Below are 26,984 nucleotides of genomic sequence, written 5' to 3' on the forward strand. Positions count from 1 at the left end.
ATAATTATAGCTTTGATGTGTTGAAGCAAATTTAATTTTCAAAAACAAATACCCCTCAAATTAAATACCACATGAGTAACTTAAAAAAAGTGAATGCTTTTAGGCGTTCCCTAATGCGCAATCTGACAAAGAATATCGGCAATTCAAATGTCAGTAATACGGGATCTATTGATAAGAGTAAGATCAAAAAAGTCTTAATCTGTAGACCAAATGGCCGATTAGGAAATATGCTTTTAATTACTCCTCTGGTAGAAGAAGTGACTAAAACTTTTCCAGGTTGTAAGATCGATGTTTTTGTAAAGGGTTTTGTTGCCCCAATTGTTTTTGAAAATTATAATGATGTAGACAAAATTATTCCTCTGCCTAAAAAGCCATTTAAAGAATTAGTAAAATACTTTAAAGTCTGGACTTTAATTAAAAAACAGAATTACGATATGGTAATTAATGTCGATCAGAATTCATCTTCCGGGAGGCTTGCAGTAAAATTCTCAAACGCTAGGTACAAGTTCTTTGGAAATCTTCCTGAAAATGTTACTCTGGATCATGACGATTATGAACATATTGCAAAATATCCGGTATATAATTTTAGATACTTTTTAAGTCAATGTGGGATAGAAGATAAAAATGAGCCGATAACGCTTATAGATTTAAAATTATCTGAAACTGAAATTGCAAACGGTAAGCAAATTTTAGATAAAATTATTGATCCGGGTAAAAGAAATATTGCCATTTTTACTTATGCAACTGGTGAAAAATGTTACGGTCCTTCCTGGTGGGAACCATTTTATGCAGAATTAAAAAAAGAGTTTCCAAACGAAAATATCTTTGAAGTCCTTCCGGTAGAAAATGTTTCTCAAATCAATTTTGAAGCACCTACTTTTTACAGCAAAGATGTTCGTGAAATTGGTTCTGTTCTGGCAAATGTAGATGTTTTTGTAGGAGCAGACAGCGGAATTATGCATTTGTCCAGCGCTTCTAAAGCCCCGACAATTGGCTTGTTCTCAGTTTCGAACCTGAAAAAATACGAACCATACGGAAACGGAAGTGTAGGTCTGGATACAAATATTTTTGGGGTTCCGGATTTTATTAAAGTAATAAATAAAATTCTAAATAAATAGAATTCAGAAAATAAACAAAAAAGAAAATCCTGTTCAAGAATCTGAACAGGATTTTTTATTTATTAAAGCGAACTAAAAAACTTAGTATCTCAGCATCTTAGCTTACGGATTCTTTTTCTTGAAAAGACCATTCAGCAAGTCGTTGGCTTTTTTGGTTACTTCTTGCGTTTTTTGCTCTTTTTCAGTTTTTGCAGCCTGAGTAGTATCTTTAGCTTTTGTGTTCTTGTTGATTAAATCAGTAAGTGCTGCAGTTCCTTTTTGAGTCAGTTTTTCTTTCTGTTGATTCACCAATTGTGTTGTCAGATTGCTCACAGCAGTTTTCATATCCGTACTGATTTTAGGATTTGAAAAATTTCCGGTTAAACTGGCATTGATTGGAATATTATCCAGTTTTGCAGCATCGGCAGGAGATAATTTTGCAATTAAATTGTTTGCTTCAGTTCCCAAATATTTAGCAGGAACATCGAATTTCAGAGTGTAATTCATCGTTTGATCAAAACCATGAGTACCGCCAACAGTTACTTTTATGTCTTGATATTTTATGTCAAATGGTTTTATATTAACTTTTCCATTGTCAAAAGTCAGCGCTGCTTTGATGTCATTTAAATTTACTTTATTCAAATCGATAAATTTAACATTTGAACTTAATGCAGTAAGCAAAGTTGAGTTGCTGGAATTTACAGTAGTTGAAAGTAGTTGACCAATCAAATCACCGGAAATAGATTTTAAATCCGGAGTTAGTTCTTTTGCATCCAGATTACCATTCAGTTTAATAGTCGAATTTAATTTTCCGTTGATAATTCCGGCAATCGGAGCAATCTTTTTCATCATGTCCAACTGTGTAAAAGTCTGCGCAATATCAACCTGATTAAATCCAAGATTCATATCAAATGTTGGCACTTTTTCTTTAGTAGAAACTGCTCCGTTAAGGCCGATAGATCCTCCGAAGATATTGGTTTTAAAGTTCTCCAAAGTGGCCTTTTCATCCTTAATAAGCAATCTTCCGGAAACATCTTTTAATTTTAAATTGTCATATAAAACTGTTGTGGCTTTTGCGTTTAAGGTACAGTTTAAGAAAGCTGGAATTTTCATTGCTTCAGCTGGTTTTGCCGCAGTTTTAGTTTCTTCTTTTGCAGGTTCACCGGCAGTCATAAAATCATCTACAGCCAATTGATTCGAACTCATGTTGAAGTTTCCTCTCAATTCCTGTTTTTTAAACATAAAACCGTAGAAATTTTCCAAAACTCCATTGATGCTGATATCGCTTTTTCCGGTTGTAGCATCAAATTGTTTTAAGTTGATTTTACTAGGATTGAACTCCACCAATGCCGTACTGATGTTCATCGATTTATTGTTTTCATCAGTATATTTAAATCCTGATAAACTCATTGTCCCGGCGTTTTTGATATTTTGGTATTGGCTTTTTTCTACAGAAGCCATATCAAAATTAGTCGTAACGTCTGCTTTTAAAATACCGGCAAGAGGTTTGTCCATTTTAATTGGATAAGCTTTTGAAAGATTAGCCAAATTGATTGTTCCTTTCAAAGCGGCATCCACAATAGGATTTACAGTAATGTTTTTGATATTTGCTTTAGCATTAAAAACATCCTGATCAATTCTGAAAGATAGTTGGTCTAAGTTTACATAAGTATCGTTTAGAATTCCGGTTTCGTTGATAATTTTAGTATCAATTACAATATTCTGAACCGATTTTGGCAGGTTAGGATATTGGAAAGAAGCATTGTTAGAAGCAATTTCGATATTAAATTTAGGAACTGTCGTTTCTGTTAATTCGCCTTTTGCGAAACCGTTTACAGTAAAATCTCCAGTAGTTTTTACACCATCTAAACTCGAAGCATAAGCAGAAGGAATTAAACCTAAGAAATTGGTAAAAGATGAAGTAGGAGTTTTAAACTTCAAATCGTAAATCTGTTTGTTTTCAGCCATTTGAATAAATCCGTCAAATTCCAATGGTAATTGATTGATTAAAGCTTTGTTTTCTTTAAAAGTATATTTGCTTTGATCCAGATCAATTCCAAGAACAGCGTCTAAAGTCAGTTTTACATTTTTCATGTAATTCATTTTGTCCATGTCCAAAGAGACTTTAGCAGTAGATTTTGTTGTTAAATCTAATTTTGAATTGGTAAAATCCCCAGTCCCTTCGTGGTTTAAACTGTCAATTACCATTTTGATTTTAGAACCCTGATCGATATATCTGAAAGTAAAATTCTCGATTTTATAATTCTGAATTTTTAGAGAAAGCGGTTTACTTGCGTCGTCTTTCTTTTCTTCTTTTTTGTCTTTCAAAGCAATGTCGAAGTTTCCAACACCATCTTTATTGAAGATAATATTTACTAATCCGTTTGTAGAACTAATTCCCTGAATACTTAAAGGTTCTTCTTTTCCTTTGAAAAGTTCCTTAACACTCATTTTTAAATTTAATTCTCCTAAAGAAACCAATGTATCACCTTCAAAAGGTGCTTTGTTAATGATAACCAGTTTCTCGATTCCGACAGTTGCGTTTGGGAAATTTTTGAATAAACTTAAATCAGCATCTTTAAAACTTACTTTAGCATCAACACTTTCGTTAATGGCTTCTGTAATTTTAGCTTTGATCTGATCCTTGAAAAGAAACGGAATGGCAAATAATGCAGCAACAAATACCACAATTACAATGGCACTTATTTTTAAAACTTTCTTTAGCATATAATTAGATTTGAGGGTTTACTATTTTAAAATCGACTCTTGCAAAAATAGTTTTTTTTAGCAGAGTGCGAAGATAAAATTTTCTTAAAAATGTAAGAATAATACTTATTTTTGTTAAATAAAAAAAACCGCTTGAAAATAGTTCAAACGGTTTTTAGGTCTTGTTTATTTTATTATTTCTGAATAAATGAAACGATCTTATCTATAAGTGTTTCCGATATAGGAAGTGTTTCATTATTATAACTGGCCATATTATCATTATGATCACCTTCTATGGTTTTCATGATATGGTTCATTTTATCAATTATTACCTTTTCAGAGTTTTTATTAGCTTCTGCTAAATTTTCGGCATCCTGAACAGAAACTTGTAAATCGCTACTTCCTTGTACAATCAAAATTGGAATAGTTAGTTTTTTTATTTCTGTCTGCGGATTGTATTTAAACCAGGAAATTAAATAAGGCTGAATACTTGGTCTGAAAAGCGAATTCAGCATTGGGTCGACTTTGCTTACGGTATGCCCGCTTTTTAAACTATCAATTATTGGGAAGGTCATATCGTCCAGTTGTTTCATCTTTTTTGCCCCAATCTGTGTTTTGATAATTTTGTCAGCAGAATCTCCTGCTCCGGCAATTGAAACAAATTTATCCGCTTTTGCTCCTCCAATCATTCCAATTAAAGAACCTTCGCTGTGACCAATTACAATTACTTTCGAAAAACGTTTGTCTTGTCTTAAAAAGTTGATCCAGCTTTTCACATCCTGAATATAATTCTCAAAAACCAGAGTACTTTCAGATTCTCCGCCAGCCGCTTTACTTTCTCCAATTCCTCTTTTGTCATATCGTAAAGATGCAATTCCGTTTTTTGCCAAATCTTCTGCCAGCATTTTCAGTGAATTGTTTTTCATCATGGCATTGTTTCCGTTTCGGTCTGTTGGGCCGGAACCAGCAATGATTAATGCAACCGGATATTTTTTGGTCAAATCCGGAGTTGTCAGCGTACCGTATAATTGATCGGTATTAATTTTTAAAACAGCCGGTGCTTCCTTAAAAGTTAAGTCTTTTTTAGTCTGAGCATTTAAAACACCCAAAAATAAAACCGTCAAGTAAAGGATAATCTTATTCATCTTTCAATTAATAAATATTGATTCCGTAAGGCATTATGGTCTGGACTCCTTTTAATTTCTGGAATTTCTTTACCTGCTCAATAAGCATGTAATTTTCTTCTCCAATTTCTTCTTTTATGAAAGCCTCTTTAGATTTTGCAAAAGGCAGACCTGACAGTATATCGTTTAAAGTTTTTTCGTACTCCGGATAATTCTGAGTGCTGTATTTTTTGATTTTAGCAATCTTAGCCGCTTCTGCAATAGCATCATTTAAACCACCTATTTTATCCACTAATCTTAATTTTACTGCTTCTGTTCCTGACCAAACTCTTCCTTGCGCAATAGCATCAACCTGATCAAAAGTCATTTTACGTCCTTCAGCAACATGAGTTACAAAAGTATTGTAGATTTTTTCAACTCCTTCTAAAGTGAAGGCTTTAAACTTCTCGTCAACTGGTACAAACGGACTGTAATTAGCTGAGTTTTCATGAGTTTTAACCTGCTCAGAATTGATTCCTAATTTATTTGCTAACGGACTAAAGTTTGGCAGCATTCCGAAAACGCCGATAGATCCCGTGATAGTATTGTTTTCAGCAAATATTTTATTAGCGTTGCAGGCAATATAATATCCTCCCGAAGCAGCGTAATTTCCCATCGAAACCACAACTGGTTTTACTTTTTTAGTAATTTCAATTTCTCTCCAGATTAAATCAGAAGTTAAGGCACTTCCTCCTGGGCTGTCAATTCTCAGAACAATCGCTTTTACATTGTCATTTTTTCTCGCTTCCTGCAAAGAACGGCGCATAGAACCTTCTCCAATTGTATTAACATCACCTTCACCGCTTCCAATTTCGCCCTGAGCGTAAATAATAGCAATTTGATCAGTAGCCGTATTAGTTAAAGCAGATGTAACATTATTTTGAGTATAATCTAAAATCGAGATTTTGTTGTAATCTTCGTCTTTGTCTACTTTCAGTGCTTTTCTGATGGCATCATGATACACATCTTCGTATGCAATAACATCTACCAAATGTTGTTGTTTCGCCATTTCAGGAGTTCTCGCTAAAAGACCGTTTGCAATTTCGTTTAATTTTGGAAGCGGAATATTTCTGCTTTTTGAAATATCTGCAGAAACAGTAGCCCAAATTGAATTTAAAAGTGCAGTAATTTGTTCTCTGTTGGCATCGCTCATTTTGTTTTCCAAGAAAGGCTCAACAGCACTTTTATATTTTCCGTGACGAATCACTTCCATACGGATTCCCGATTTATCCTGAAAATCTTTAAAGAACATAACTTCAGAAGAAAGACCTTTAAAGTCCAGATCTCCTGCCGGATTTATGTAAATCGTATTCGCAACAGAAGTCAGATAATATTCTTTCTGCGAATAATCGTTGGCGTAAGCCCAAACAAATTTCCCTGATTTTTTAAAGCTTTCCAATGCATTTCTTAAATCTTTGTATTGTGCAAGACCAAGAGAAGACTGATCGTTTAAAATAGAAATTCCTTTAATGTTGTCATCTGTTTTGGCAGCTTCGATTGCATTGATGACATCCGTTAATCCAATACCTTTTTGCTCAGAAAAACGAGTAACCCAGGGATCTTTGTATTTTCCTGCGTAATCGTTTTTAATTTCTTTTAAATTCAATTCAATAACCGAATCAGATTTAACAGAAACAGCATCGTCTCCGCCAAAAAGGGTTGCAATAAATATTACTCCAAAGAAAAAGAGCATGATAAAAACAAAAATACCAATTACTGTGGCGAGTACATTTCCTAAAAATTTCATGATGTATATTTTTTTAATAAGTAGCATTAAAGGGCTATATGTTACAAAATCTTAGGATATTAATTTTCAAAATAGACAATTTAGTCTTTTTTACTTTGTTTTAATAATATAATAATTTCTTCTTTGTCTTTAAGATGTAATTCATACTGTCCCTTTACAAATATAATTTTTTCTTTTAAAGTTTTGACATGTTCTTTAAGTTCAAAAACTAATGTCTCCGATGCTGATAATAATTGTGAGCAGGAAATAGTATTGTCTTCTTTAATAGTATGGGTACCTAGTTTTTTATTTTGTATTTCATTTTTATCTACACCCAATATACTAGAAATAATGTCCCATTCAGATTCTAGTATTTTGCTACTTCCTTTTTCTTTTCGATAATACTGAGGTTGGGAAATTTTTAAATATTGAGCCATCTGTTCTTGTGAAATCCCTCTTTCTTCTCTGATTTGTCTTAGTTTAATTTCCATGGTTTGATGATTTAAATTAAGGACTTTTTTTATTATGCATTTATTATTCATGATTTTATTGATTAAGAATAAAATTATATTTTATATTTGAAATATATAATTTTTCTTACTTTTTAACATTTTGCGTACGGAGATTTAAAAGTGAGACTATACAGTAAAATTTTTATAAACTTTAAAATTAAAATTTATGAACTTAGAAAATCAATTGCCAGTCTTAATTGAAGAAAACCAATTACTTGAAAGGTTTCAAGTGGAAGAATTAGAGAAAAGATATGAGTTTGGTTGGACTGTTGTTGTGGGACCGCTAGATCCGCCAGATAATCCGATTCCACTTCCAGAACCCCCAATGCCTTTTTAAATTGATATATTAAAATTGAAAAGCCAAGCAAATTTTTAAAAAGCTTGGTTTTTTGATGTTATTGTAGCAATAGATACAACTTTTAATAATAAACAGAAATGCATGAGATTGAACTACTTTAAATTATTATTACTACTGTTATTCAAAAGTTCAATTAATGGACAAATCTTACAAATAAATAAAGTGGTTGTTGATTTCCAGACAAAACAGCCATTGGAATATGTTAATATTAGTAATGATATAGATAATACAATTTCAAATAAAGAAGGTTTATTTGTTTTTGTTTCTAGAGATAAACATATTAATATAAGCTCAGTAGGTTATGAAACCATTAATACCACTTTTGAGGAAATCAACAAACAAGACACCATTTTTTTAAAGTCAAACATAATTGAGCTTGAAGAAATTATTGTAGACAATGTAAGTTTAGTTCTAAACGAAGTGTACAGAAATGGTTATAAAAATTATTTTCTAGAACCTTATTTAGAGGAGTTTTTTTTAAGAGGTATACTAAAACGAGATAATACAATAATAAGATTTCAAGATGTTTTTGGAAAAGTTGAAAGAAATTCTTTGTTTGTAACTCAGAAAAATCCGCAAGAGAAGTATTTAGTAGAAATTTCTAGTTTAAGGAAAATTGGAATATCTGAAAAGGAGAATAATGAGTATATAGAATTTCCAAGTTTTAAAACGTTGTTTAGATGGTATTCGGCAGTTTTTAATTTGCCTAATGAATATGTTTTTACTATTGAAAAAATAAACGATTTAGATTATTTGAAGATTAATTTTTCTAAAAGCGAGGAAAATAAAAACACTTTAACTAGAAAAGGATACTATGTAATAAATAAAAAAGATAAATCGATAAAGGAAGTTAATTACAGTATGGTGGGAGATGTAGATAAAATTGAATTTAATGGAAGTAGAGGATTGAAATGGCGAACAATTGGTATTGATTTATATATTCATTTCAAGAAAAATGAAATAGAGAACAAATACTATATTGGAAATGCAACTCTTAAAAATACGTTTGAAACTATTAAAGGAGATAAAAAAACTATTTATGAAGCTTTCTATGATCTAATTACGATAAGAAATGATGTTAAAGAAAAATTGAGCTCTAATTTTTCAGTTGATAAGGATATTTTTAAAGCTAAATTTCCGTATTCAGAACAATTTTGGAATACTCAAAATCAATTGCCACTAACAAATGAACTACATGAATTTATAAAACGAGTTTTGGATAATAGAAATAATAAAGAATTTGAGATAATGGGTAACTTTAAATAATAGTCATGAAGTTTAAAAGTTATATTGAAAAACTGGATCTTCTACATAGCTTTAAAAGTCAAATTTTGGAAGAAGATTTTATAAATAAGAATCCTGTTTATTATCAAAACTATCCATCGCTTTTTTCGAAGTCTTTTTCGATAGCTACAGATGATTTAGAGTTGCTTGATATCGCGGGATACCTGTATTATCAAGCAACAATATTTACAGATTTATTGATTGATGAAGGGGATTTTTCTAAGTTTCCTTTAATTGGAATTTGCCAAGAGGAAAGCATTAAAATTTTGACTAGTATTTATGGTTTAGAAAGTGATTTTTGGAGGTATTGGAACTTGCGAAGAAATGAATATTTGCAGGCTGTCTATTTGGAAAAATCTTTTCTGCAAAGAGAAAATATGAGAATTGAAGAATATGAAGAATTAGCAGATAAAAAGTCGGCTTTTGGAAAAGTAGCGATTGACTGTCTTCATAATTTAGATAGTGAGAATAACAAAGTATATCAAAAATTGTTATTATCTCATAAATACTTTTCGACGGCTTTTCAGTTGAATGATGATATTCAGGATTTTAAAAGAGATTTAAAAAAAGGGCAATTTAATTGGGCTAATTATCTATTAAAAAAGCAAAATATAGACAGCCAAAATCCTGAAGTTTTAGAGAAATACTTGTACATACGAGGGATTAGCAGGGATATCTATGGTCTAGGAATTTCATATTGTGATAAGGCTTTAAAATTGGTAGAAAACATAATTGTTCCAGATTGGATAAAAGTATTGAATGATACCAAGAAAAGATTTGTTATGGCGATAAAAGAAATAGATAATTATTTAGAAATCTTAACTGCCGAAATCAATTTATCAGATGTAAAGAAAGAAAAAAACGATGTTCAGTGTGCTATTAGTAATTCTATTGAGTTTATTAAAAAGAGACAAAATGAAGACGGAAGCTGGAGAGAATATGTAAATCAGGGAGGTATAAGTAATATCTGGGCTACAGCATTTTTAACGGCGAAAATTTCTGAGAATAGTTACTTAAAAATAGTCTTTGAAAATGAAATTTTAAAATCATTAAAATTCTTTATTGAAAACACAAAAAACAATTTATGGAGTTACAATTCTACTTGGATAGAAGACGCTGATTCTACAAATTTTGCATTATTATCTCTTTTGCAGAATAATGTAGAAATTGATGTTAATATTATTAGCCATTTGATAAAATATCAAAATGAAACTGGAGGATTTTCTACCTACAATGATAAAAAATATTTAATTCAATCACTTGAAGATAATAATATAACAGATGTTTCGGGCTGGACTAGCTCTCATAATTGTGTGAGTGCTGTGAGTTTTTACTTTTTAGCTTTGTATAATCAAAAAAGCACTTCTTTTCTTAATTTAAGAAATTATTTTGAAATAGATTTTGAAAAGAAAACAGATTCATATTGGTGGACAAGTTCACTCTATACTTTGAATTATCTGGCCAAAACGTATTATCATCTTGAAGAATTTGAAAAACTAAATTGGATTATTATGGAAACTGAAAAACTGCAAAATGACAATGGAAGTTTTGGAGATAAATACGGAGAAAGTAAATTTTATACTGCTTTGGGTATCGAAATTTTATTGTTAGGTAGTAGTTCTAAATTGAAAACTCAAAAAGGAATATCCTATTTATTAGAAAATCAATTTGATGATGGTTCATGGGAGAATTCAAATGCTTTACAAGTTCCAAATTCCAAGAGTTTAAAACCAGATGAATTAATGTATCCAATTTCATCATTTGGAATGAATGTGAGGGCAAAAGAATTTAATAGATTATTTACTACTATTTCGGTTTTACAAACACTTTCAAAATATGAACGAAGATATAATTCCTAAGCTTTCTAATGATATTTTTATCCATTCATTGAACAAAGATGATTTCTTTATCCATCAAACTCATTTTGATCATCGAGTAAAAATTTCAAGTGATTTAAATAATTTCATAACATCAATAGATGGAAAGCAAAATTTAAAAAGTTTAGTTGAGAATTATAATGCATTATATAATATTGAATTGACAACCGATTTTGCATATGAGTTTTTATACAATAAATTGGCAAGATTTGGTATTATAGAAAGTGAAATAATTCCAGTAAAACCAAATTTAAAGCCTAGTTATATCAAGCTGAGTTTTATTGTCATAAACGAGCGCATAGTTTCTAAGTTAACTAAGTATTTAAAATTTTTACTTTTACCCAACGTGATGAAAAGTATTTTAATTACTGCAACTTTTATTTTAGCAGGATGTTTTTATTTTTTTTATGATGAAATTTTGCATACTACAATTGCAAAATCGGAATGGTTATTATTATTCTCTTTAAGTTTTATTGGTGTTACGTTTCATGAATTCGGGCATGCTTCCGCCGCTCATTATTTTGGGGCAAAACACGGAGGAATTGGTGGAGGTTTTTACTTGTTTATTCCTGTTTATTTTGCTGATGTTACAGATATTTGGAAACTTCAAAAACATCAAAGAATTATTGTGAACTTAGCAGGCATGTATTTCGAATTAGTTTATGTCGTTTTTTTAGTTTTAGTTAGTTTGCTTTTTCAAAATAATTTAATTCTTATTTTAGCATGTATATATTCGATGTCAATTCTACATAGTTTAAATCCTTTTGCAAGAAGTGATGGATACTGGGTTTTATCTGATGTTATTGAAAAACCAAATTTAATGCATCAAGGTTTTACTAGAGTAAAAACCGTTTTTAAGATTTCAAAAAAGTGGAAAGTAATGGATTATTTTTTACTTGTTTATGGTTTAATTAGTTGTAGTTTTATTCTTTTTTTTGTGTACTTCGTAGTTGTGAAAAATCCAGATTCAATTTTATATTTTCCTCAAAACTTAATCAAATTTTTAAAAACTGTTTTTGAAGATAACTCTAAATTTTCATTGGCAGATTTAGGAAAGTTATTTATTCCTGTCTTATTTTTTTATCTTCTTTTTGGATTGCTGAAAAATCTCTTTATGAAGATAAGATAGTTGCTATAGAATTTAATAAATGCGGTTAATTCTAAAATAGTTTTAGTTAATTTGCATTAATTATGAAATTACAGCATCAAGTCGTTTTATCGATAGGCAGCAACCAAGGCAGCAGACTAGAAAATATCCAAAATTGTATTGATTTAATTCATCAAAATGTAGGTACTGTCATTCAGGTTTCAAAACTTTACGAAACTCCAGCCTGGGGTTTTGAAAGTGATGCTTTTTATAATTGTGCGCTTCTTTTGCATGCCAATTCTTCTGCGCAGAAAATATTAAGTCAGGTTTTAAAGGTTGAAAAAGAATTAGGACGAATCCGCTCTAATCAAGAAGGTTATCAATCTAGAATCATAGATGTTGATTTGATTGCTTTTGATGACGAAATTATCCATTCGGAAAAACTTCAGGTTCCACATCCTTTAATGCAAAACAGAAATTTTGTTTTGCTGCCTATGCAGGATTTAAAATTAAGCTGGAAACATCCTGTTTTGCATAAAACAATTGGAGAATTGATAGCAGTTACTCCGGATGAAAGTGTTTGTACAGTAGTTCAGAGTTTAGAAAATCCGCTTGACGAAATTCCTTTAAATCAATTTAATTATATTTCTTTTGAAGGAAATATTGGTGCAGGAAAAACTACTCTGGTGCATAAAATTGCGGAGGATTTTAATGCAAAAACTGTTTTAGAACGATTTGCAGATAACCCATTTCTTCCGAAGTTTTATAAAGATCAGAACAGATATGCTTTTCCGTTGGAAATGTCTTTTTTAGCAGATCGTTATCAGCAGTTATCAGATGATCTGGCACAGTTTGATTTGTTTAAAGATTTTATTGTAGCCGATTATCATATTTTTAAATCACTGATTTTTGCTAAAATTACGTTACAGGAAGACGAATATCGTTTGTACAGAAATCTGTTTGATATTATTTATAAAGAAATGCCAAAGCCTGATTTGTATGTTTATTTATATCAAAATACAGAACGACTTCTGCAAAATATCAAAAAACGCGGCCGTAATTACGAACAAAATATTGAGGCTTCGTATTTGGAAAAAATCAACAATGGTTATTTGGAATACATAAAATCACAAACCGATTTGAATGTTTTAATTATTGATGTTTCTGATCGTGATTTTGTAAAAAGACATGAAGATTACATTTTTATATTGAATGAAATTAAGAAGAAAACAGCATCTTAAATTTATATTATTCCAAGTTGTTTTCTAAGTTTTGCCGATAATTTTTCCTGAACAAGACGATAAGATTGCTGAATGTATTTTTCCCATTCCGACTTTTTCATGCGTGTAATATCGTCAATCAAAACCCATTTGTATTTTGCAACATAGGGTGCTGGTTTAAATCCGGGTTTGCTGCTCATTTCTTCAAATTCTTCATCCAAAACTTTAAATGAGGCTGAGGTTGGATTTTGATCAAGTCCTACCACACAATACATTTTATTGCCTACCGAAAATACAAGATCATGATCCCATTTAATAGCTTCAGTTGCACCGGTTAATTTTTGACAGATTTCACGGATTGTTTCTATAGTCATATTATCGTTTTAATGTAAAGTGCCCTTTTAAAATAGGCATTGTATCATCAATTTTTAAAGCGTACCAATAATCCGAAGCAGGAAGGGGAATCTGATTTAGAGTACCATCCCAGCTCATTTTTGCTCTGCTTAACTGCGCGATTAGTTTTCCGTATCGGTCAAAAATAGTGACTTGGGCCTGAGGGTAGTTTTCCATTCCGGTTACTTCCCAGACGTCATTAAATGTGTCATTGTTTGGAGTGAAAAACGGAGGGAACACAAGAACGACAAATTGCTTTGTAACTTGCCCGCATCCGTTTTTTTCTCGCGCATAGGCTGTTTGCAATCCACCTGGAACATCGTAGAAAACAAAAGAATCCTGAAAGCTGATTCCATCTACAGAATATTCAAAATAATCTTCTGCTTTAACAGGGTAAACAATGGCTCTTGTTTCTTCAACCACTATACGGTCAATCTGTGGTATTTTATGTTCTTCTACTACAATCGTCTTTGTGCTAGAGCAATTTTCAGGATCCGGACTTGTGACTTTTACAGTGTAAGTTTCTCCCGAATTGACAGTGATCGTTTGAGTTGTAGCTCCATTTGACCAAAGATAATTCATTCCTGCAATTCCGGCGTCTAAGGTTAGATTTTGAAACTGACATAGCGTTAAATTTTCATCAGTAACAACAGGAGGCGTGTAGATTATAATGTTTATTGGAGTTCTATCTGGGTTAATACAACCATTGTTTGAAGCTTCAGCATAATAAGTTTTATTGGATGAAATAGTAGGAGTTGTAAAAGTACTACCGGAAAATATACTACTTCCGCCAGTCTCGGTTGTAAACCAGTTAATGTTTCCAATGTTTGATGTTGCTCTAATGGTTACAGTTCCGGGTCCGCAGTTAGAATAAGTGTTTTTTTCAGCAATTGGTGTGTTTGGAGTAGTATTAATAACCGCAGTTACCGATTTTCTATTCGCTTCACAACCGGCATCAACATAATAAACAGTAGTTGTATTGATGATTGGAGTAGTGTAGGTTGTTCCGGTTCCTAATAAATTTCCTCCGGTTGCGGCATCAAACCATCTAATTGAGGTGCTGGTTGTTGCTGTTGCACTAAGAGTAAAACTTCCAAAATCACAAATCGGATTTGGATTTGCTGCCAGTGTTGCTACCGGAATTGTGATTTTGGTACTGGCGGCAATTTCCAACGGGGTTTCACCAGGCATTCCGCCATATTCTACTACATAGCCTTTTGGCTGATAATTGTCTCCGGCAACTGTAGATCCCGTATTTGATAAATCATTCCATGATCCTCTAATTCCCACTCCTGGTTGTGTGATATGAGCATAATCTTCGTCGCCTTGGTTGTTAGGTTCTCCAGTATTCCAAAAAGCAAAATTTGGTGTAGAACCGTTAGCATTACCATTCCAAAAAATAGTTCCGGCTTCAGGGCCAGTAACCCATTTCCAGACACCTTCAGTTTCAGCATCACTTCCGCCAATCCATCCTGTGCCCGAAGCTTGTTCTCCAACTAATTTGGATTCATCGGCAGATAAAATAGTGGCTAAATAACCTTTAAGGCCATAATATGTACTTACTTCTGCTGCTATTTTTGCAGCACTCCATGTAATTCCTACACTTGGCACAAAGAGATAATAATGTCCTGTAGAAGGCAAATAATTGGCTTGGCCAATAGTGATAGAAAATGTTCTTGTTCCGGAAGCCGTTGCGAGTGTATTCGAAAAAACAATATCTTTTATAGCTGCTTCGAGATCAGAATATAATATTTCGCCTCCGGTAATACTTGACAGCGTAAGTTTTCCGGCAGTAGAATCCCAGGTTGTACTAATAGAAGGATAGAGAGCTGGGTTTGAAAGACTAAGTTTGTCACCGTTGGAATAACCGGAGGAAATTTGAATGTAACCGGCAGTTGTTCCTGTTTCGCTTAAATCATGTTCTATCAAAAATGTTTCAACTATTTTTATATCCGGACCAGGACAGTAAGTCTGGTCTCCAGTGGCTTTTAGTACAGGTGCTGAAGTTAGAAGTTTACTGCAGTTTGTAGAATAGACGGCAGCACCATCCTTATACGACATCCAATTGGAATTAGAAAAAACTTCGTTGTCTACCTGTATACAGTTCAGATTTGAATTTGACTGAAAGGCACCAGCAATAAGATTAGTGTTTTTTCCATTTTTTAAGTTTAGCGTCTGTAAATTATTATTGTTGCATAATAAGCGCTGTAAGGTAGTGCTGTTGGAAAAATCTAAAGCTGTTATCTGATTATTGTTGCAATAAACATTAATTAAAGCTGTATTTTTTGAAACATCTAAACTCGATAAATTATTATGGTTAGTTTCTAAATTAGTTAGAAGTGTACTAGAACTAATGTTAAGACTTGTAATTTGATTATTGTTGCAACTTAAATGGACTAATGCCGGATTTGTAGAAACATTCAGATTTACAATTTGATTTTGTTCACATTCTAAAAAATTAAGTTGCGGACTTTTAGAAACGTCCAAACTGGTTAATAAATTGTTATTGCAATAAACTATAGTCAGGGCAGTATTATTAGCAAGATTTAAACTTGTTATTCTGTTTCTTTGACAGTCCAGTTCTTTTAAGGCTATATTGTTAGAGGTGTTCAGGCTTGTAAGCATGTTAAGCCCGCAGCTTAACTTAACAAGAGCTGTGTTTTGTGAAATATCTAAAGTAGTTAAGGCGTTCTGTAGACAGTATAATTCTTGTAAAGAAGTGAAATCTTGTAAACCGGTTAAATTTGTACATCCTTTACTGGAAACATTTAAGGAAATCACTCCGGCGACACTTGATGTCAAAACTCTGCCGTCAATAGTAGGATTTGTATCAATCCCAAGATCAATTAAAGCTTTTTCGAAATTCGGATCTGGAATTGCGGTATATTGTTGGGCAAATCCAAAAAAACTCGAAAGCAGTAAAAAAAATAAAATCGATATTTTTAATAAATTGATACTTTTCATTTTATAAAAGTATCAATTTTATAATAATAAAAAAATATATTTGAATTTCTAACAATTTAGGATTCTAAATAATTCAAAAATCACAATATTTTAATAAAAGTATTCTCTAATTGTGATTTGGCCAGTTTATTTTTTGAAATAAATCCCAAACGACAATTCCGGCACTTACGGAGATATTTAAAGAGTGTTTTGTTCCAAGTTGCGGAATTTCTATACAGCCGTCGCAAATAGCAACAGCTTCCTGAGCTACACCATAGACTTCATTGCCAAAAACTAAAGCATATTTTTGTCCTTTTTCAACTTGAAAATCCTGAAGAAAAACAGAGCTTTCGACTTGTTCGATGGCCATAGTTAGAACATTTTCTTTCTTAAGGTTTTCAATAACTTCAAGAACATTTTCGTGATGTTCCCAAGCTACGGTTTCGGTTGCGCCAAGAGCGGTTTTATGAATTTCTTTATTTGGAGGAGTTGCAGTAATACCGCATAAGATTATTTTTTCTATCAAAAATGCATCAGCGGTTCTAAACACAGAACCAATATTATGAAGGCTTCGAATATCATCCAAAACTAATATTAAAGGTGTTTTTTCAGATTTCTTAAAATCTTCAATTGATTTACGGTCCAGTTCGCTGTTTTCGAGTTTTCTCATTGGTATTAAATTCAAGTCATAAAAAAAGCTTCCAAAGATAAGGAAGCTTTTTGATTATTTAAGTGTTTTTTCAGATTAGCTTTTTACTGGATCTGGTAAAACAGTACCTTTAATAGTAAGGATTTTTGTAGGTTGTCCTTCTGCATTTGAAGTAACAGTTACAGTTTTTGTAAAAGCACCAACTCTGTCAGTAGCATATTTTACACCGATAACACCTTTAGCACCTGGTGCGATTGGTTCTTTTGGAGTAGTTGGAACAGTACATCCGCAAGATCCCTGAGTGTTAGTGATAATTAATGGTTTAGTTCCGTTGTTTACAAAAACAAACTCACGTTTCCCATCAGCATTATGAGCGATAGTTCCGTAGTCGATAGTTTCTGTTTCGAAAAGCATTCCTGCTCCTTCAACTTTAGCAACTTTAGTAGCTTTAGCTTTTTTAGTTGTTTGTGCATTAGTAGCTGTAATACCAGCTACAGCTAACATAGCGAATAAAATTATTTTTTTCATCTTAAGGGTCTTTTTTTAAATGATAAACAAAGCTATATAAAAATCTCCAACCGCAAACTAAAAAAATCTTAAAATATTTTAATTTTTGAAGTTTTCGATATGCCACCAAAAAATCCTAAATTCGCTGTCTTAATTTTTCATTTAAAATATAATAATTTGGCAGCTAAAGAAAAAGTGGTGAAGGAAACACCTTTAATGAAACAGTACAACGAAATCAAGGCTAAATATCCTGATGCATGTCTGCTTTTCAGAGTAGGAGATTTTTATGAAACCTTTGGAGAAGACGCCATTAGAGCTTCTAAAATTTTAGGGATAACATTAACTAAAAGAGGTGCGGGATCTGATACCGAAACTGCATTGGCAGGGTTTCCGCATCATTCTGTAAATACTTATCTGCCAAAATTGGTTAAAGCCGGTCTTCGTGTTGCAATTTGTGACCAGCTTGAAGATCCGAAAATGACCAAAACGATTGTAAAAAGAGGTGTTACAGAGCTTGTGACACCCGGGGTTTCCTTAAATGATGAGGTTTTGCAATCGAAATCAAATAACTTTTTGGCATCAGTATGTTTTACCAATAAAAATATTGGAATTTCTTTTTTAGATGTTTCGACAGGAGAGTTTTTGACAGCTCAGGGAAATGCTGAATATATTGATAAATTGTTGCAGAACTTTAATCCAAGTGAGGTTCTGGTTCCAAAGCACAATAAAAATGATTTTAAAAATGCTTTTGGAGAAGATTTTCATAGTTTTTATCTGGAAGATTGGATTTATAAGGAAGATTACGCTTTAGAAACGCTGACAAAACATTTCCAAACCAATTCTTTAAAAGGATTTGGTGTTGAAGAATTAAAAGAAGGAATTATTGCTTCTGGAGCGATTTTGTATTACTTATCAGAGACACAGCATAATCGTGTTCAGCATATTACAGCAATTCAGCGTATTGCTGAAGATGCTTATGTCTGGATGGATCGTTTTACAATTCGAAATCTGGAATTGTATCACAGTTATAATCCAAATGCGGTTACACTTTTGGATGTTATCGATAAAACACTTTCTCCAATGGGAGGACGTTTGCTGAAACGCTGGCTGGCATTACCTTTAAAGGATGCGAATAAAGTAAAAAGCAGACATGAAGTGGTTGCTTATTTAAAGTCAAATCCTGAAATTCTGCATAATATTCAATATCAAATTAAGCAAATTTCAGATTTAGAGCGTTTGATTTCTAAAATCGCAGCAGGAAAAGTATCGCCTCGTGAAGTGGTTTATTTGAAAGAATCGTTGGATGCCATTATTCCGATAAGAATCATTGCACTGGAAAGTCCGCAGGAAGCAGTAAAAGTAATTGGAGATAGTTTGCATGCTTGTGATTTGCTTCGTGAAAAAATAAAAAATACTTTAAATCAAGATGCGCCCGTTGCCATTTCTAAAGGAAATGCAATTGCTAAGGGGGTTAATGAAGAGCTAGATGAATTACGTGCTATTTCAACTTCTGGAAAAGAATTTTTAGAAGGAATTGAGAAAAGAGAATCTGAAAGGACTGGGATCTCTTCTTTGAAGATTTCGTTTAATAATGTTTTTGGATATTATATCGAAGTCCGAAATACACATAAAGATAAAGTTCCTGAAGAATGGATTCGTAAGCAGACTTTGGTAAATGCGGAACGTTATATCACGGAAGAATTAAAAGAATACGAAACCAAAATTTTAGGTGCTGAGGAAAAGATTTATAAAATCGAAAGTGAACTTTTTGAGCAGTTAGTGGCTTGGATTTCTACTTATATCAAACCGGTTCAAATGAATGCTTATTTGGTGGCGCAGTTGGATTGTTTGTGTTCGTTTACACAAATGGCGGTTGAAAACCAATATGTGTGTCCTGAAATTGATGATACGTTTGAATTAGATATAAAAAATGGAAGACATCCCGTAATTGAAAAACAATTGCCGGTTGGTACGCCATATATTGCCAATGATGTTTTTTTAGACCGAGAAACACAACAGATTATTATGATTACCGGTCCTAACATGTCGGGTAAGTCGGCAATTTTAAGACAGACAGCTTTAATTGTGCTTTTGGCTCAAATGGGAAGTTTTGTTCCTGCTGATAGTGTTAGAATGGGAATTGTAGACAAGATCTTTACCAGAGTAGGTGCTTCAGATAATATTTCGATGGGTGAATCTACTTTTATGGTAGAAATGAATGAAACAGCTTCGATTCTGAATAATATTTCAGACAGGAGTTTGGTGTTATTAGATGAAATTGGAAGAGGAACCAGTACATACGACGGAATTTCGATTGCATGGGCCATTGCTGAATTCATACACGAGCATCCGGGAAGAGCAAAAACACTTTTTGCAACGCATTATCATGAACTGAATGAAATGACAGAATCGATGCCAAGAATTCAGAATTTTAATGTAGCGGTAAAAGAATTAAAAGACACAGTTCTTTTTGTTAGAAAATTGGTAAAGGGAGGAAGTGCTCATAGTTTTGGAATTCATGTCGCAAAAATGGCCGGAATGCCTCAATTGGTAATTTCAAAAGCGCAGAAACTTTTAAAGAAACTGGAGAAAAATCATTCCAGTGATGCTTTAAACGGAATAAAAGCTGTGAATGATGAAATGCAGATGAGTTTTTTCAACCTGGATGATCCTTTGTTGGAAGAAATAAAAGAAGAGATTTTGAATCTCGATATTAATGCAATTACACCAGTAGAAGCTTTGATGAAACTCAATGAAATCAAAAGAATGTTGGTTAAAAAATAAATTTCAGAAAAATTTCAATTTTAAAGTTTAGGTTATCAGAATGTTATAAAATAAGTGGATTTTTTTTTAAAGAAACGCTTGTTTAATTGAATAAATGTCCTAAATTTGCACTCGCAATACGGAACAAATTAAGTGTTGCGGTTCTTAAATAAAATTTGAAATGCGAAAATAGCTCAGTTGGTAGAGCGCGACCTTGCCAAGGTCGAGGTCGCGGGTTCGAGCCCCGTTTTTCGCTCAATAAAGCATCGCTCGGATGGTGAAATTGGTAGACACGCTGGACTTAAAATCCAGTGAACAGCAATGTTCGTGCGGGTTCAAGTCCCGCTCTGAGTACTAAAGCCTCTTCTTTTGAAGGGGCTTTTTTTATTTGCGGACTTGCAAATAATAAATTTACGCAGTAAATTTATTGGAATCTCAGAATCTCAGAATCAGAATCTCAGAATCTCAGAATCTCAGAATCTCAGAATCTCAGAATCTCAGAATCTCAGAATCTCAGAATCTCAGAATCTCAGAATCTCAGAATCTCAGAATCTCAGAATCTCAGAATCTCAGAATCTCAGAATCTCAGAATCTCAGAATCTCAGAATCTCAGAATCTCAGAATCTCAGAATCTCAAAAAAAAATCAACAATCTAAAATCTAAAATTTATAAATGGGTGCTTTTGTAATTAGCAGGCGATTTAATGATGAATATAAGTTTACTTTTACTTCTCGAAAGGGAAAGGTGATATTTACTAGTTTGAGTTATGAGTTGAGGTTTGAGTGTGAAGAGGATATTGAGAAATTTAAAGCGAATATTGAGCTTGCGAAATTTTTGAAGTTTAAGGGTTCCGGAGGGAAGTATTTTTTTAAATTGATGCTTGGTGATGTTCACTTTGCTACAAGTCGAAAATATAGTACAGAATTGCTTTTGCAAAAAGGAATAAAAGAAATTGTTACTTATTCTTCGCGATCAGAGATTTTGGATTTTTCTTCGAGTGAATCGATTTTTGGTGATGATGAGGTTGAGGAGGAAATGGAGGAAGTAGCAGAATAAAAAAAAAGCGTTCGTAATTACGGACGCTTTTTTTTGTTGTTTGTGATTAATGGAAAAATTAATCATAAAAAAAAACCATCTTCTAGAGATGGTTTTAAAATCGTTAGAAACTAAGTTCTAATTATTTTTTTACTTCTTCTACTTTAGCAGCAGCAGAATCAACTTTAGCAGCAGCAGAATCAACAGTTGCAGCAGCAGAATCAACAACAGCAGCAGCTGAATCAACAGCAACAGCAGCAGAATCTACAGCAGGAGCTTCAGCAGCAGCGTCAGCTTTTTTACAAGATACAACAGTTAAAACAGCAACAACAGCTAAACTTAAAAATACTTTTTTCATCTTACTTTATTATAAAAGGTTAATTATTAATTCGTGGCAAAGATATAAATTTTTTAATACGTAAAATATTTTTTCACTTTTTTTTTAAAATATTTTCCTTACTCACGATTATCTTATTTATCAAATAATATGCCAAAATAACAAAAATATTTTATATTATCGTATGTTTTGCTTAATTTATTTTTTGTTGAAAATTCTATTGGTGTTTTGGCTCTTTTGATTGAATTTTTTATGCTTTATTTTGTTTTTTGAGCGTTTTTATGAGTAATCATATTCGTGGAGAAAAAGTTTTAGTCAGTTTAATTTTCATAAAAACGTCTTCATTTGTTTTAAGAATTAGGCTTTGAGGGGTGCGAAAACGGTTTTTACTATAGTTTCGGTTGCTCCTTTATTGTTTTGAATGAATGACTTACAAATTTTGCTTTTCTGTTCGTAGAAAGAATGATCGGAGAGTAGTTGGTTGAAAATGGTTTTTAATTCGTCTGAATTAGAGATGACAGAACACCCTTGTAATTCTACAAGAGAAACAGCTTCGGCGAAATTGGAATAATTTGGGCCAATTACAATTGGGATTCCAAATGTAGCCGGTTCTAAAATATTGTGTATCCCCGGGTTTCCAAATCCACCTCCAACATAAGCGATAGTTCCGTAACTGTAGATTTTAGTTAAGATTCCAACAGTGTCAATAATAAAGACATTGTAAGTTGACAAGTCTTTGTTTTCTTTTTCCGAAAATAAAACAGTTGCTTTTGTAATTTGCGATTTAAGGTTCGCAATTTGATCTGCTTTGATATTGTGAGGGGCAATGATAAATTTTACATTTTCAGGTGCCTGATTGATATATTCTGCAATTAAAACTTCATCTTTTGGCCAGGAGCTTCCAATTACAATTGTTTGCTGATTATTTTTAAAGTTTTCAATATAATCAAGTGAATTGTCTCTCTCTAAAATTGCAGCAACTCTGTCGAAACGCGTATCCCCGGAAACAATTACATTATTAAAACCAATGGCGCTAATTTTTTGTTTTGAGCTTTCATTTTGAACAAAGAAGTATGTGAAAGCCTTCAAAGCATTTCTGTAAAAGCCTCCGTACCATTTAAAAAACATTTGGCTGTCTCTGAAAATACCGGAAATCAAATAAGTTGGGGTTTTGCTTTTTTCTAATTCCTTTAAATAGTTTAACCAAAATTCATATTTAATAAAAAAAGCCAATTCCGGATGAACTAATTTTAAAAATCGTTTAGCATTGTTTTTAGTGTCTAAAGGAAGATAAATCGTAACATCGGCAACTGTGTTATTTTTACGCACTTCGTATCCGGAAGGTGAAAAAAAGGTTACAACTATTTTGTGTGAAGGATGTTTTTCTTTGATTTTTTCAATTACGGGAAGCCCTTGTTCATACTCACCAAGAGACGCGGCGTGAAACCAGATAGTTTTATCTCCTGCTTTTATTTTTTCTTCTAATATCGAAAAGACGTTTTTTCGGCCTTCAACAAAAAGCTTAATTTTCGGACTAAATAGCGCTGTAATTCTTAAGAAAAATCCTGCGATGTAAATGGTTAGGTTATATAAAAAAAGCATGTAATAATTTTTGTGGCTAAATTACATTTCTTTCGACTATTTTCATTGGTTTGAAGCTATTAATAACTATTTTTGTTCCTCCTTTTAGAGATTTCTGATAAAATAGAGTCTTTAATTTTAAACATTATTCAAAAATGAAAAAAATACAAATGGTTGACTTAAAAAGTCAATACGAAAAAATAAAATCTACTGTAGACGCTTCAATTCAGGAAGTTTTAGATACTAATACTTACATCAACGGACCTTTGGTTCATCAGTTTCAAAAAAATCTCGAAGATTATTTAGGTGTTAAACACGTAATACCTTGTGCCAATGGTACAGATGCTTTGCAGATTGCGATGATGGGACTGGATTTAAAACCGGGCGATGAAGTAATTACTGCCGATTTTACTTTTGCGGCTACTGTTGAGGTTATTGCGCTATTACAATTGACTCCGGTTTTGGTTGATGTTGATTTGCATAATATGAACATCGATATCGATGCGGTAAAAAAAGCAATCACCCCAAAAACAAAAGCAATTGTTCCAGTTCACTTATTTGGACGTGCAGCCAATATGGATGCCATTATGGAAATTGCCAAAGAGCATAATTTATATGTAATTGAGGATAATGCACAAGCAATTGGAGCTGATTATATTTCTAAATCGGGATCAAAAGTAAAAGTTGGAACAATTGGGCACGTTGCAGCGACTTCATTTTTTCCATCTAAAAACTTAGGTTGTTATGGAGACGGAGGAGCAATTTTTACTAATGATGATAAATTGGCTCACATTATCCGCGGAATTGTAAACCACGGAATGTACGAGCGTTACCACCATGATGTTGTCGGAGTAAATTCTCGTTTAGATAGTATTCAGGCTGGAGTTTTAAATGCAAAATTGCCTTTATTGGATGAATATAATCAAGCACGTCGTTTGGCGGCTACAAAATATAATGCTGCTTTTTCCGGACATAAAAATATTATTACTCCTGAATTTGACGGAAATGAAAATGATCATGTTTTTCATCAATATGTTTTGAGAATTATTGATGCAGATCGTAATGCTTTAATGCAGCATTTGTTGGATAAAGGAATTCCTTGTGCCATTTATTATCCAATTCCGTTGCACTCTCAAAAAGCATATTTAGATCCTCGTTATAAAGAGGAGCAATTTCCGGTAACCAATCAGTTAGTGAAAGAAGTTATTGCTTTGCCAATGCATACAGAACTTGATGATGAACAAATTAAATTTATTGCGAACTCAGTTTGGGAATTTTTAAATAAATAAAAGATGAGAAGAATAAGCTTTTTAATTTTAACGATATTTCTTCAGTTTTCTGTTTTTGCCCAAAAAGCAAATTCTAAAGAAGAGAACGCTGTCAAAAGTCAGGTTGAAATTCTGCGTCAGGCAATGATTGATGCCGATGGAGTAAAATTAAAAGCACTAACTTCTGATCAGTTATCGTATGTTCATTCCAATGGTAATGTTCAAAATCAGGCTGAATTTATAGAGGGAATAGTCAGTAGAAAATCGAATTTTGTTTCTATTGATCTGCAAAACCAGACTATAGCAATTCAGAATGATGTTGCGATTGTGCGACATGTTTTGGCAGCTCATACCAAAGATGACGGCATAGATAAAGATATAAAAATAGGAATAATGTTGGTTTGGCAGAAACAAAAAAACAAATGGATTTTGATTGCCAGACAAGCTTATAAATTAACTACAAAACAAACAACCACAAAATGAAAGTATTAGTAACAGGAGGACTTGGATTTATTGGATCTCACACTGTAGTCGAATTGCAAAATGAAGGCTATGAAGTAGTGATTATCGATAATCTTTCTAACTCTTCAGAAGATGTTTTAAAAGGAATTACAGCCATTACAGGAAAAACGCCTTTATTTGAAAAAATTGATTTAAGAGAAAAAAGTGCCGTTCGGGATTTCTTTAAAAAGCACAACGATGTTACCGGAGTTATTCATTTTGCAGCTTCAAAAGCAGTTGGTGAAAGTGTTGAACAACCTTTGTTGTATTATGAAAACAACATTAGCAGTTTAGTTTATTTATTGCAGGAATTACAGCAAAAACCTGAAGCAAGTTTTATTTTCAGTTCGTCTTGTACCGTTTATGGGCAGGCCGAAAAAATGCCAATTACAGAAGATGCTCCTGTTCAGGCAGCTATGTCTCCTTATGGGAACACAAAACAGATTGGAGAAGAAATTATCACAGATACTGCAAAAGTTACCAATATCAGCGCAATTTTATTGCGTTACTTTAATCCGGTTGGAGCACATGAATCTGTACAGATTGGAGAATTACCTTTAGGGGTTCCTCAAAATTTAGTTCCGTTTATTACGCAAACCGGTGTAGGATTACGTCAGGAATTATCTGTTTTTGGAAACGATTATCCAACGCCTGATGGAACAGCTGTTCGCGATTATATTCATGTGGTTGACTTGGCAAAAGCGCACGTAATTGCTTTGCAGCGTTTGTTAAACAAAAAGAATTTAGCAAAAGTCGAAACTTTCAATTTAGGAACAGGAAAAGGAAGTTCTGTCTTGGAAGTAATTCACAGTTTTGAAAAAGTAAGCGACAAAAAATTACCATATGTCATTAAGCCACGTCGTGAAGGTGATATTACTGAAGCATACGCAAATACAGATAAGGCGAACAATGTCTTAGGATGGAAGGCTGAACTAAGTTTAGACGAAGCAATGGCAAGTGCCTGGAAATGGGAACAAAAAGTGAGGAATAAATAATTTTTAATAAAATTATAAATTTTAAGATCCCAGATTATAGTAATATAGTTTGGGATTTTTTTTAATGGCATTTTTATGAAACAAAGTTTAGATTATAAATTAATTTTTGCCCTTGCAGCTGTTGGGATTATTTGGGGAACAACCTTTTTAGGAATTAGAGTTGCGGTTGAAACCATTCCGCCTTGGTTTGTAACTTCTATTCGTCAAGGATTGGCCGGATTAATTATGATGACGATTTTATTGTTCAAAAAGGAATTAGAATGGATTGGCTGGGAAAATTTTAAACAACAGCTTATTGCTTCGGTTTTAATGCTTGTAATTGCAAATGGTTTTACGACAATTGCAGAGCAAAATATCCCCAGTGGATTAGCATCAGTAATAAATGCGCTAACACCAATTCTTATTTTTTTAGGAAGTATTCTGTTTGGATTGCAAAAAATGAGTTTAAAAGGTTTTTTAGGAGTAATTATTGGATTCTCAGGAGTAGTTTTTATCTTTAAAGATGGACTCGGATCATTTTTAGATGTTAATTATAGAACAGGAATGATGTTTATGGGATTTGCAATTTTAGCTTGGGCGGCAGGAACAATTTATACCAAAACGCATGCTAATAAATCGAAAAATATAACGCTCAATTTGTTTTACCAATTTACAATCGCATCTTGTATTCAGTTGGTCCTGGCTTCAATATTCTCACCAAATCCGGATTTTAATTCCTGGAGTTCAAAGAGTATTTTCGCTGCATTGTATTTATCTGTTTTTGGTTCGGTGATTGCTTTTTTCTGTTATAATTATGCTTTAAAACATGTTACAGCGGTTCAGGTTTCGATTCTGTCCTATATCAATACAATAATCGCGGTTTTTTTAGGTTGGTTGCTTTTAGATGAAGTAATTACGGTTGATTTTATTATTGCTACAGCACTAATTATTTTGGGCGTTTTTATCGTAAATTATAAAAAGAAGGAAAAGAAAGCTTTGTAAA

Annotated in this window: 22 protein-coding genes and 2 tRNA genes; 14 read left to right on the top strand and 10 right to left on the bottom strand. The window is 32.6% G+C overall.

What is annotated here, in order from left to right; all coding sequences use genetic code 11:
• Positions 1–71 precede the first annotated feature (71 nt).
• Entirely contained in the window at positions 72–1,118 is a 1,047-nt protein-coding gene (locus tag HYN56_RS08990) for a glycosyltransferase family 9 protein (protein WP_109191870.1), read from the top strand.
• Positions 1,119–1,220: 102 nt separating this feature from the next.
• Here HYN56_RS08990 and HYN56_RS08995 read toward each other — a convergent pair whose 3' ends face one another.
• From HYN56_RS08995 to HYN56_RS09010, 4 genes are all read right to left on the bottom strand, one after another.
• Complete coding sequence (locus HYN56_RS08995; protein WP_109191871.1) at positions 1,221–3,824, bottom strand: AsmA-like C-terminal region-containing protein; 2,604 nt, start codon at positions 3,822–3,824, stop codon at positions 1,221–1,223.
• Between the two features lie 173 nt (positions 3,825–3,997).
• Positions 3,998–4,948 carry an alpha/beta hydrolase gene (locus HYN56_RS09000; RefSeq protein WP_109191872.1) on the bottom strand — a complete coding sequence of 317 codons (951 nt, stop codon included), beginning with the start codon at positions 4,946–4,948 and terminating at the stop codon, positions 3,998–4,000.
• Positions 4,949–4,955: 7 nt separating this feature from the next.
• Complete coding sequence (gene sppA / locus HYN56_RS09005) at positions 4,956–6,713, bottom strand: signal peptide peptidase SppA (RefSeq protein ID WP_109194758.1); 1,758 nt, start codon at positions 6,711–6,713, stop codon at positions 4,956–4,958.
• A gap of 80 nt (positions 6,714–6,793) precedes the next feature.
• Positions 6,794–7,183 carry a helix-turn-helix domain-containing protein gene (locus tag HYN56_RS09010; RefSeq protein ID WP_167398289.1) on the bottom strand — a complete coding sequence of 130 codons (390 nt, stop codon included), beginning with the start codon at positions 7,181–7,183 and terminating at the stop codon, positions 6,794–6,796.
• 187 nt (positions 7,184–7,370) lie between these two features.
• Here HYN56_RS09010 and HYN56_RS25035 point away from each other — a divergent pair, with 187 nt between their 5' ends.
• The 5 genes from HYN56_RS25035 (at position 7,371) to folK (ending at position 13,051) form a co-directional block, all read left to right on the top strand.
• The gene (locus HYN56_RS25035) at positions 7,371–7,541 is read left to right on the top strand and encodes a hypothetical protein (RefSeq protein ID WP_167398290.1); all 171 of its coding nucleotides are present in this window, start codon (positions 7,371–7,373) and stop codon (positions 7,539–7,541) included.
• A gap of 102 nt (positions 7,542–7,643) precedes the next feature.
• Entirely contained in the window at positions 7,644–8,828 is a 1,185-nt protein-coding gene (locus HYN56_RS09015) for a peptidase associated/transthyretin-like domain-containing protein (protein ID WP_109191874.1), read from the top strand.
• A 5-nt stretch (positions 8,829–8,833) separates the two neighbouring features.
• A complete protein-coding gene (locus tag HYN56_RS09020) occupies positions 8,834–10,705 on the top strand; it encodes a prenyltransferase/squalene oxidase repeat-containing protein (RefSeq protein ID WP_109191875.1) in 1,872 nt (623 codons plus the stop codon).
• Complete coding sequence (locus tag HYN56_RS09025; protein ID WP_109191876.1) at positions 10,683–11,852, top strand: peptidase, M50 family protein; 1,170 nt, start codon at positions 10,683–10,685, stop codon at positions 11,850–11,852. Before HYN56_RS09020 ends, HYN56_RS09025 begins: the two co-directional genes overlap by 23 nt.
• Positions 11,853–11,914: 62 nt before the next feature.
• A complete protein-coding gene (gene folK, locus HYN56_RS09030; protein WP_109191877.1) occupies positions 11,915–13,051 on the top strand; it encodes a 2-amino-4-hydroxy-6-hydroxymethyldihydropteridine diphosphokinase in 1,137 nt (378 codons plus the stop codon).
• 2 nt (positions 13,052–13,053) lie between these two features.
• On the opposite strand, the gene HYN56_RS09035 is transcribed toward folK, so the two are convergent.
• From HYN56_RS09035 to HYN56_RS09050, 4 genes are all read right to left on the bottom strand, one after another.
• On the bottom strand, positions 13,054–13,404 hold the full coding sequence (locus HYN56_RS09035) for an MmcQ/YjbR family DNA-binding protein (protein WP_109191878.1): 351 nt from the start codon (positions 13,402–13,404) through the stop codon (positions 13,054–13,056).
• 1 nt (position 13,405) lies between these two features.
• Positions 13,406–16,387, bottom strand: coding sequence for an Ig-like domain-containing protein (locus tag HYN56_RS09040; RefSeq protein WP_240622678.1), 2,982 nt, complete (start codon positions 16,385–16,387; stop codon positions 13,406–13,408).
• A gap of 106 nt (positions 16,388–16,493) precedes the next feature.
• Complete coding sequence (locus tag HYN56_RS09045) at positions 16,494–17,036, bottom strand: RNA methyltransferase (RefSeq protein ID WP_109191879.1); 543 nt, start codon at positions 17,034–17,036, stop codon at positions 16,494–16,496.
• A 75-nt stretch (positions 17,037–17,111) separates the two neighbouring features.
• A complete protein-coding gene (locus tag HYN56_RS09050) occupies positions 17,112–17,543 on the bottom strand; it encodes a DUF1573 domain-containing protein (RefSeq protein WP_109191880.1) in 432 nt (143 codons plus the stop codon).
• Positions 17,544–17,699: 156 nt separating this feature from the next.
• Here HYN56_RS09050 and mutS point away from each other — a divergent pair, with 156 nt between their 5' ends.
• From mutS to HYN56_RS09075, 4 genes are all read left to right on the top strand, one after another.
• Complete coding sequence (mutS, locus tag HYN56_RS09055) at positions 17,700–20,306, top strand: DNA mismatch repair protein MutS (protein WP_167398360.1); 2,607 nt, start codon at positions 17,700–17,702, stop codon at positions 20,304–20,306.
• Positions 20,307–20,468: 162 nt separating this feature from the next.
• Positions 20,469–20,541: transfer RNA gene (locus HYN56_RS09060), tRNA-Gly, on the top strand.
• Between the two features lie 12 nt (positions 20,542–20,553).
• Positions 20,554–20,639 (top strand) — tRNA-Leu (locus tag HYN56_RS09065).
• Positions 20,640–20,957: 318 nt separating this feature from the next.
• Positions 20,958–21,341: a DUF1508 domain-containing protein gene (locus HYN56_RS09075; protein WP_109191882.1), complete on the top strand. Its 384-nt coding sequence runs from the start codon at positions 20,958–20,960 to the stop codon at positions 21,339–21,341.
• Between the two features lie 121 nt (positions 21,342–21,462).
• Here HYN56_RS09075 and HYN56_RS09080 read toward each other — a convergent pair whose 3' ends face one another.
• Together HYN56_RS09080 and HYN56_RS09085 are read right to left on the bottom strand one after the other, a co-directional pair.
• On the bottom strand, positions 21,463–21,678 hold the full coding sequence (locus HYN56_RS09080; RefSeq protein ID WP_109191883.1) for a PG1828 family lipoprotein: 216 nt from the start codon (positions 21,676–21,678) through the stop codon (positions 21,463–21,465).
• A gap of 336 nt (positions 21,679–22,014) precedes the next feature.
• Positions 22,015–23,259 carry a 3-deoxy-D-manno-octulosonic acid transferase gene (locus tag HYN56_RS09085; RefSeq protein WP_109191884.1) on the bottom strand — a complete coding sequence of 415 codons (1,245 nt, stop codon included), beginning with the start codon at positions 23,257–23,259 and terminating at the stop codon, positions 22,015–22,017.
• A 134-nt stretch (positions 23,260–23,393) separates the two neighbouring features.
• On the opposite strand from HYN56_RS09085, the gene HYN56_RS09090 reads away from it, so the two are divergent.
• From HYN56_RS09090 to HYN56_RS09105, 4 genes are all read left to right on the top strand, one after another.
• A complete protein-coding gene (locus tag HYN56_RS09090; RefSeq protein ID WP_109191885.1) occupies positions 23,394–24,527 on the top strand; it encodes a DegT/DnrJ/EryC1/StrS family aminotransferase in 1,134 nt (377 codons plus the stop codon).
• 3 nt (positions 24,528–24,530) lie between these two features.
• The gene (locus HYN56_RS09095) at positions 24,531–24,989 is read left to right on the top strand and encodes a nuclear transport factor 2 family protein (protein WP_109191886.1); all 459 of its coding nucleotides are present in this window, start codon (positions 24,531–24,533) and stop codon (positions 24,987–24,989) included.
• Positions 24,986–26,002, top strand: coding sequence for a UDP-glucose 4-epimerase GalE (gene galE / locus HYN56_RS09100; RefSeq protein WP_109191887.1), 1,017 nt, complete (start codon positions 24,986–24,988; stop codon positions 26,000–26,002). Before HYN56_RS09095 ends, galE begins: the two co-directional genes overlap by 4 nt.
• Before the next feature lie 75 nt (positions 26,003–26,077).
• Positions 26,078–26,983, top strand: coding sequence for a DMT family transporter (locus HYN56_RS09105; RefSeq protein WP_109191888.1), 906 nt, complete (start codon positions 26,078–26,080; stop codon positions 26,981–26,983).
• Position 26,984: the final 1 nt, after the last annotated feature.

Origin of the sequence: Flavobacterium crocinum, from assembly GCF_003122385.1 — a bacterium.
Taxonomy (GTDB): Bacteria; Bacteroidota; Bacteroidia; order Flavobacteriales; family Flavobacteriaceae; genus Flavobacterium; species Flavobacterium crocinum.

Bases quoted from the DNA above. Each gene is read 5' to 3' on its own strand.
- folK (WP_109191877.1), top strand. From the start codon at position 11,915: ATGAAATTACAGCATCAAGTCGTTTTATCGATAGGCAGCAACCAAGGC.
- HYN56_RS25035 (WP_167398290.1), top strand. From the start codon at position 7,371: ATGAACTTAGAAAATCAATTGCCAGTCTTAATTGAAGAAAACCAATTA.
- HYN56_RS09010 (WP_167398289.1), bottom strand. From the start codon at position 7,183: ATGGAAATTAAACTAAGACAAATCAGAGAAGAAAGAGGGATTTCACAA.
- sppA (WP_109194758.1), bottom strand. From the start codon at position 6,713: ATGAAATTTTTAGGAAATGTACTCGCCACAGTAATTGGTATTTTTGTT.
- HYN56_RS09090 (WP_109191885.1), top strand. From the start codon at position 23,394: ATGAAAAAAATACAAATGGTTGACTTAAAAAGTCAATACGAAAAAATA.
- HYN56_RS09015 (WP_109191874.1), top strand. From the start codon at position 7,644: ATGAGATTGAACTACTTTAAATTATTATTACTACTGTTATTCAAAAGT.
- HYN56_RS08990 (WP_109191870.1), top strand. From the start codon at position 72: ATGAGTAACTTAAAAAAAGTGAATGCTTTTAGGCGTTCCCTAATGCGC.
- HYN56_RS09075 (WP_109191882.1), top strand. From the start codon at position 20,958: ATGGGTGCTTTTGTAATTAGCAGGCGATTTAATGATGAATATAAGTTT.
- HYN56_RS09085 (WP_109191884.1), bottom strand. From the start codon at position 23,259: ATGCTTTTTTTATATAACCTAACCATTTACATCGCAGGATTTTTCTTA.
- HYN56_RS09105 (WP_109191888.1), top strand. From the start codon at position 26,078: ATGAAACAAAGTTTAGATTATAAATTAATTTTTGCCCTTGCAGCTGTT.
- HYN56_RS09000 (WP_109191872.1), bottom strand. From the start codon at position 4,948: ATGAATAAGATTATCCTTTACTTGACGGTTTTATTTTTGGGTGTTTTA.
- HYN56_RS08995 (WP_109191871.1), bottom strand. From the start codon at position 3,824: ATGCTAAAGAAAGTTTTAAAAATAAGTGCCATTGTAATTGTGGTATTT.
- HYN56_RS09040 (WP_240622678.1), bottom strand. From the start codon at position 16,387: ATGAAAAGTATCAATTTATTAAAAATATCGATTTTATTTTTTTTACTG.
- HYN56_RS09045 (WP_109191879.1), bottom strand. From the start codon at position 17,036: ATGAGAAAACTCGAAAACAGCGAACTGGACCGTAAATCAATTGAAGAT.
- HYN56_RS09080 (WP_109191883.1), bottom strand. From the start codon at position 21,678: ATGAAAAAAGTATTTTTAAGTTTAGCTGTTGTTGCTGTTTTAACTGTT.
- galE (WP_109191887.1), top strand. From the start codon at position 24,986: ATGAAAGTATTAGTAACAGGAGGACTTGGATTTATTGGATCTCACACT.
- HYN56_RS09035 (WP_109191878.1), bottom strand. From the start codon at position 13,404: ATGACTATAGAAACAATCCGTGAAATCTGTCAAAAATTAACCGGTGCA.
- HYN56_RS09020 (WP_109191875.1), top strand. From the start codon at position 8,834: ATGAAGTTTAAAAGTTATATTGAAAAACTGGATCTTCTACATAGCTTT.
- HYN56_RS09025 (WP_109191876.1), top strand. From the start codon at position 10,683: ATGAACGAAGATATAATTCCTAAGCTTTCTAATGATATTTTTATCCAT.
- HYN56_RS09050 (WP_109191880.1), bottom strand. From the start codon at position 17,543: ATGAAAAAAATAATTTTATTCGCTATGTTAGCTGTAGCTGGTATTACA.
- HYN56_RS09095 (WP_109191886.1), top strand. From the start codon at position 24,531: ATGAGAAGAATAAGCTTTTTAATTTTAACGATATTTCTTCAGTTTTCT.